Source organism: Pelomonas margarita (genome assembly GCF_043555875.1).
In the GTDB taxonomy this organism is placed as follows: domain Bacteria; phylum Pseudomonadota; class Gammaproteobacteria; order Burkholderiales; family Burkholderiaceae_C; genus Pelomonas; species Pelomonas margarita.
Map to the genome: position 1 here is coordinate 1 of NZ_JBIGHW010000032.1, position 5,712 is coordinate 5,712.

General features: G+C 51.7%; 2 tRNA genes and 3 rRNA genes. All 5 read right to left on the reverse strand.

The annotated features are described in order from the left end of the window. Nucleotides 1-108: 108 nt before the first annotated feature. The 5 genes from rrf to ACG0Z3_RS22965 all read right to left on the reverse strand — a co-directional run bounded on the left by rrf (nt 109) and on the right by ACG0Z3_RS22965 (nt 5,468). Nucleotides 109-221 (reverse strand): 5S ribosomal RNA (gene rrf, locus ACG0Z3_RS22945). Nucleotides 222-399: 178 nt separating this feature from the next. Then, nucleotides 400-3,275 (reverse strand): 23S ribosomal RNA (locus ACG0Z3_RS22950). A gap of 312 nt (nt 3,276-3,587) precedes the next feature. Beyond that, nucleotides 3,588-3,663, reverse strand: a tRNA-Ala gene (locus ACG0Z3_RS22955). A gap of 9 nt (nt 3,664-3,672) precedes the next feature. Then, nucleotides 3,673-3,749, reverse strand: a tRNA-Ile gene (locus ACG0Z3_RS22960). A 195-nt stretch (nt 3,750-3,944) separates the two neighbouring features. Then, nucleotides 3,945-5,468: ribosomal RNA gene (locus ACG0Z3_RS22965) — 16S ribosomal RNA — on the reverse strand. The 16S, 23S and 5S rRNA genes sit together here with 2 tRNA genes alongside, the layout of an rRNA operon. Nucleotides 5,469-5,712 lie beyond the last annotated feature (244 nt).

Consider the following 5,712-nt stretch of genomic DNA (forward strand, 5'->3'; position numbering starts at 1 on the left):
GAGGATGCAACGCGCCGCGGCCGACATTGCTGTCACCCATCGATTTGAATTCCCCAAAAGCAAAACCCCCACCAGCTTTAGACTGATGGGGGTTGGCTTTAAATAATAGCCTGACGATGACCTACTTTCACACGGGAATCCGCACTATCATCGGCGCTGACTCGTTTCACTGTCCTGTTCGGGATGGGAAGGAGTGGGACCAAGTCGCTATGGTCGTCAGGCTTGACTGGTTGGCTTGTTGACGAAGTCAACAAACCCAATTCGTAGAGTCAGCAGAACTTGTCTGCACATTGCATTTACATGCAACGGAATCAGTATATTTTGATTGCGTCTTCATACTTCTGAAGAACAGCATAACTTGAACACTCACCCTGATCTGCTGTTGGCAGTCAAAGTTATAGGGTCAAGCCTCACGGGCAATTAGTACTGGTTAGCTTAACGCATTACTGCGCTTCCACACCCAGCCTATCAACGTCCTGGTCTCGAACGACCCTTCAGGGGGCTCAAGGCCCCGGCAAGACTCATCTTGAGACGAGTTTCCCGCTTAGATGCTTTCAGCGGTTATCTCTTCCGCACTTAGCTACTCGGCAATGCCACTGGCGTGACAACCGATACACCAGAGGTGCGTCCACTCCGGTCCTCTCGTACTAGGAGCAGGCTCTCTCAATCTTGCAGCGCCCACGGAAGATAGGGACCAAACTGTCTCACGACGTTTTAAACCCAGCTCACGTACCTCTTTAAATGGCGAACAGCCATACCCTTGGGACCGGCTACAGCCCCAGGATGAGATGAGCCGACATCGAGGTGCCAAACACCGCCGTCGATATGAACTCTTGGGCGGTATCAGCCTGTTATCCCCAGAGTACCTTTTATCCGTTGAGCGATGGCCCTTCCATACAGAACCACCGGATCACTTTGTCCTACTTTCGTACCTGCTCGACTTGTCAGTCTCGCAGTCAAGCACGCTTATGCCAATGCACTATCGTCACGATTTCCGACCGTAACTAGCGTACCTTCGAACTCCTCCGTTACACTTTGGGAGGAGACCGCCCCAGTCAAACTGCCCACCATACACTGTCCCCAACCCGGATAACGGGCCAAGGTTAGAACCTCAAACACACCAGGGTGGTATTTCAACGTTGGCTCCATAAGATCTAGCGACCTTACTTCAAAGCCTCCCACCTATCCTACACAGATCTGTTCAAAGTCCAATGTAAAGCTACAGTAAAGGTTCATGGGGTCTTTCCGTCTTTCCGCGGGGAGATTGCATCATCACAAACATTTCAACTTCGCTGAGTCTCTGGAGGAGACAGTGTGGCCATCATTACTCCATTCGTGCAGGTCGGAACTTACCCGACAAGGAATTTCGCTACCTTAGGACCGTTATAGTTACGGCCGCCGTTTACTGGGACTTCAGTCAAGAGCTTGCACCCCATCATTTAATCTTCCAGCACCGGGCAGGAGTCACACCCTATACGTCGACTTTCGTCTTTGCAGAGTGCTGTGTTTTTAATAAACAGTTGCAGCCACCGATTCTCTGCGGCCTCATTGGGCTCCCCTTGTGCAGGTTCACCTACTAAAGGCACACCTTCTTCCGAAGTTACGGTGTCAATTTGCCGAGTTCCTTCTCCAGAGTTCTCTCAAGCGCCTTAGAATACTCATCTCGCGCACCAGTGTCGGTTTGCGGTACGGTCGTCAATAGCTGAAGCTTAGTGGCTTTTCCTGGAAGCAGGGTATCACTCACTTCGTCTGCAAGCAGACTCGTTATCACCCCTCATCTAAGCCCGGCGGATTTGCCTACCAGGCACGACTACAGGCTTGAACCGGGACATCCAACACCCGGCTGAGCTAACCTTCTCCGTCCCCACATCGCACTATTGATCGGTACAGGAATATTGACCTGTTTCCCATCAGCTACGCATCTCTGCCTCGCCTTAGGGGCCGACTCACCCTACGCCGATGAACGTTGCGTAGGAAACCTTGCGCTTTCGGCGAGGGGGCTTTTCACCCCCTTTAACGCTACTCATGTCAGCATTCGCACTTCTGATACCTCCAGCAGGCTTCACAACCCACCTTCACAGGCTTACAGAACGCTCTCCTACCACGCATATTGCTATGCATCCGCAGCTTCGGTAACTGGCTTAGCCCCGTTACATCTTCCGCGCAGGACGACTCGATCAGTGAGCTATTACGCTTTCTTTAAATGATGGCTGCTTCTAAGCCAACATCCTGACTGTTTTAGCCTTCCCACTTCGTTTCCCACTTAGCCAATTTTAGGGACCTTAGCTGGCGGTCTGGGTTGTTTCCCTCTTGAGTCCGGACGTTAGCACCCGGTGCTCTGTCTCCCAAGCTGTACTCTGCGGTATTCGGAGTTTGCCAAGGTTTGGTAAGTCGCCATGACCCCCTAGCCTAAACAGTGCTCTACCCCCGCAGGTAATACTTGAGGCACTACCTAAATAGTTTTCGGAGAGAACCAGCTATTTCCAAGTTTGTTTAGCCTTTCACCCCTATCCACAGCTCATCCGCTAGTTTTGCAACACTAGTCGGTTCGGACCTCCAGCACCTGTTACGGTACCTTCATCCTGGCCATGGATAGATCACTTGGTTTCGGGTCTACACCCAGCGACTATTCGCCCTATTCGGACTCGATTTCTCTACGGCTTCCCTATTCGGTTAACCTCGCCACTGAATGTAAGTCGCTGACCCATTATACAAAAGGTACGCAGTCACCCTTGCGGGCTCCTACTTTTTGTATGCATGCGGTTTCAGGATCTATTTCACTCCCCTCCCGGGGTTCTTTTCGCCTTTCCCTCACGGTACTTGTTCACTATCGGTCGATTACGAGTATTTAGCCTTGGAGGATGGTCCCCCCATATTCAGACAGGATTTCACGTGTCCCGCCCTACTCTATTCGCGCCTAGTTCCACAATCTGCATTTCTCATACGGGGCTATCACCCGCTGTGGCCGGACTTTCCATTCCGTTCTGATATGCAAACTGCTAAAACGCGAGGGCTACTCCGATTTCGCTCGCCACTACTTTCGGAATCTCGGTTGATGTCTTTTCCTCGAGCTACTGAGATGTTTCAGTTCACCCGGTTCGCCACAATGACCTATGTATTCAGTCAAAGTTACTCCTCGCGGAGTGGGTTTCCCCATTCGGAAATCTCCGGATCAAAGCTAATTTGCCAGCTCCCCGAAGCTTATCGCAGGCTATCACGTCCTTCGTCGCCTGTAATCGCCAAGGCATCCACCACATGCACTTAGTCACTTGACCCTATAACTTTGACAGCGCTGACTGCACTGTCGTCAAGGACTCAATTCAGATCCTCAGATCCAAACTGTTTTTGAGTATTCACGCGTTACGCCGTTCTTCATACCTAATCAATTTCTTGCTTAGTTGAAGTCTATGTTTGACGCAATCAAAATCATTGCTGACGGCACGGTGTATCAGAAGATACTTTCCGTCAGCAACGCTGATTCGACTCTACAAATTGTTAAAGAACAACAGCCGATCTTTCGATCAAGAGCTGGTAAACCTCAACGAACATTGCTATTCGCTAAGGTTTACCAACTGAATGAGTGAAACTGGTGGAGGATGACGGGATCGAACCGACGACCCCCTGCTTGCAAAGCAGGTGCTCTCCCAGCTGAGCTAATCCCCCGATTTCTCGTGGTGGGTCTGGCTGGATTCGAACCAGCGACCCCCGCCTTATCAAGACGGTGCTCTAACCGACTGAGCTACAGACCCACGCGAAAACTTGTTTGCGTCGCTCTGCATCATCGCCAGGCTTGTTGAGGCCAGCTCCACAGGCACGCGATTTCACTCACTGTTGTATTACAGCCGATAAGTGTGGGCGCTTAAAGCTAAGTGCTTGAGCTTTCGCTCTTTAGTTTGATCTTGCTCTGCAAGTCCCTAAGAACCTACGAGGCTCGATCTATCTAGAAAGGAGGTGATCCAGCCGCACCTTCCGATACGGCTACCTTGTTACGACTTCACCCCAGTCACGAACCCTGCCGTGGTAATCGCCCTCCTTACGGTTAGGCTAACTACTTCTGGCAGAACCCGCTCCCATGGTGTGACGGGCGGTGTGTACAAGACCCGGGAACGTATTCACCGCGGCAAGCTGATCCGCGATTACTAGCGATTCCGACTTCACGCAGTCGAGTTGCAGACTACGATCCGGACTACGACCGGGTTTCTGGGATTAGCTCCCCCTCGCGGGTTGGCAGCCCTCTGTCCCGGCCATTGTATGACGTGTGTAGCCCTACCCATAAGGGCCATGATGACCTGACGTCATCCCCACCTTCCTCCGGTTTGTCACCGGCAGTCTCATTAGAGTGCCCTTTCGTAGCAACTAATGACAAGGGTTGCGCTCGTTGCGGGACTTAACCCAACATCTCACGACACGAGCTGACGACGGCCATGCAGCACCTGTGTTCTGGCTCTCTTTCGAGCACTCCCAAATCTCTTCAGGATTCCAGACATGTCAAGGGTAGGTAAGGTTTTTCGCGTTGCATCGAATTAAACCACATCATCCACCGCTTGTGCGGGTCCCCGTCAATTCCTTTGAGTTTCAACCTTGCGGCCGTACTCCCCAGGCGGTCAACTTCACGCGTTAGCTACGTTACTGAGAAGAAACCCTCCCAACAACCAGTTGACATCGTTTAGGGCGTGGACTACCAGGGTATCTAATCCTGTTTGCTCCCCACGCTTTCGTGCATGAGCGTCAGTACAGGTCCAGGGGATTGCCTTCGCCATCGGTGTTCCTCCGCATATCTACGCATTTCACTGCTACACGCGGAATTCCATCCCCCTCTACCGTACTCTAGCTATGCAGTCACAAAGGCAGTTCCCAGGTTGAGCCCGGGGATTTCACCTCTGTCTTGCATAACCGCCTGCGCACGCTTTACGCCCAGTAATTCCGATTAACGCTTGCACCCTACGTATTACCGCGGCTGCTGGCACGTAGTTAGCCGGTGCTTATTCTTCAGGTACCGTCATGAGGCATCTTTATTAGAAACACCCTTTTCTTCCCTGACAAAAGCGGTTTACAACCCGAAGGCCTTCTTCCCGCACGCGGCATGGCTGGATCAGACTTGCGTCCATTGTCCAAAATTCCCCACTGCTGCCTCCCGTAGGAGTCTGGGCCGTGTCTCAGTCCCAGTGTGGCTGGTCGTCCTCTCAGACCAGCTACAGATCGTAGGCTTGGTAGGCCTTTACCCCACCAACTACCTAATCTGATATCGGCCGCTCCAATCGCGCGAGGTCTTGCGATCCCCCGCTTTCACCCTCAGGTCGTATGCGGTATTAGCTGCTCTTTCGAGCAGTTATCCCCCACGACTGGGCACGTTCCGATACATTACTCACCCGTTCGCCACTCGTCAGCTTAACCTGTTACCGTTCGACTTGCATGTGTAAGGCATGCCGCCAGCGTTCAATCTGAGCCAGGATCAAACTCTATAGTTCGATCTTGAATTTACTCAACGGAATCGACTTAAACCATTTGCATGATTCAAATCTAATTTCCGTGAGCGTTTAAAGTCCGAAGGACCGTTGCAAGTCACCTTGCAACATCACTTCGCCTCAAACGCCCACGCTTATCGGCTGTTAATTATTAAAGAACATCGCAAAACTCTGATTTACTCTTCGTTTTGCGCCGCTGACTTGTCAGCAGCAAAGAAGCGAGATTCTAATCTGCTTTTTGCTTCGC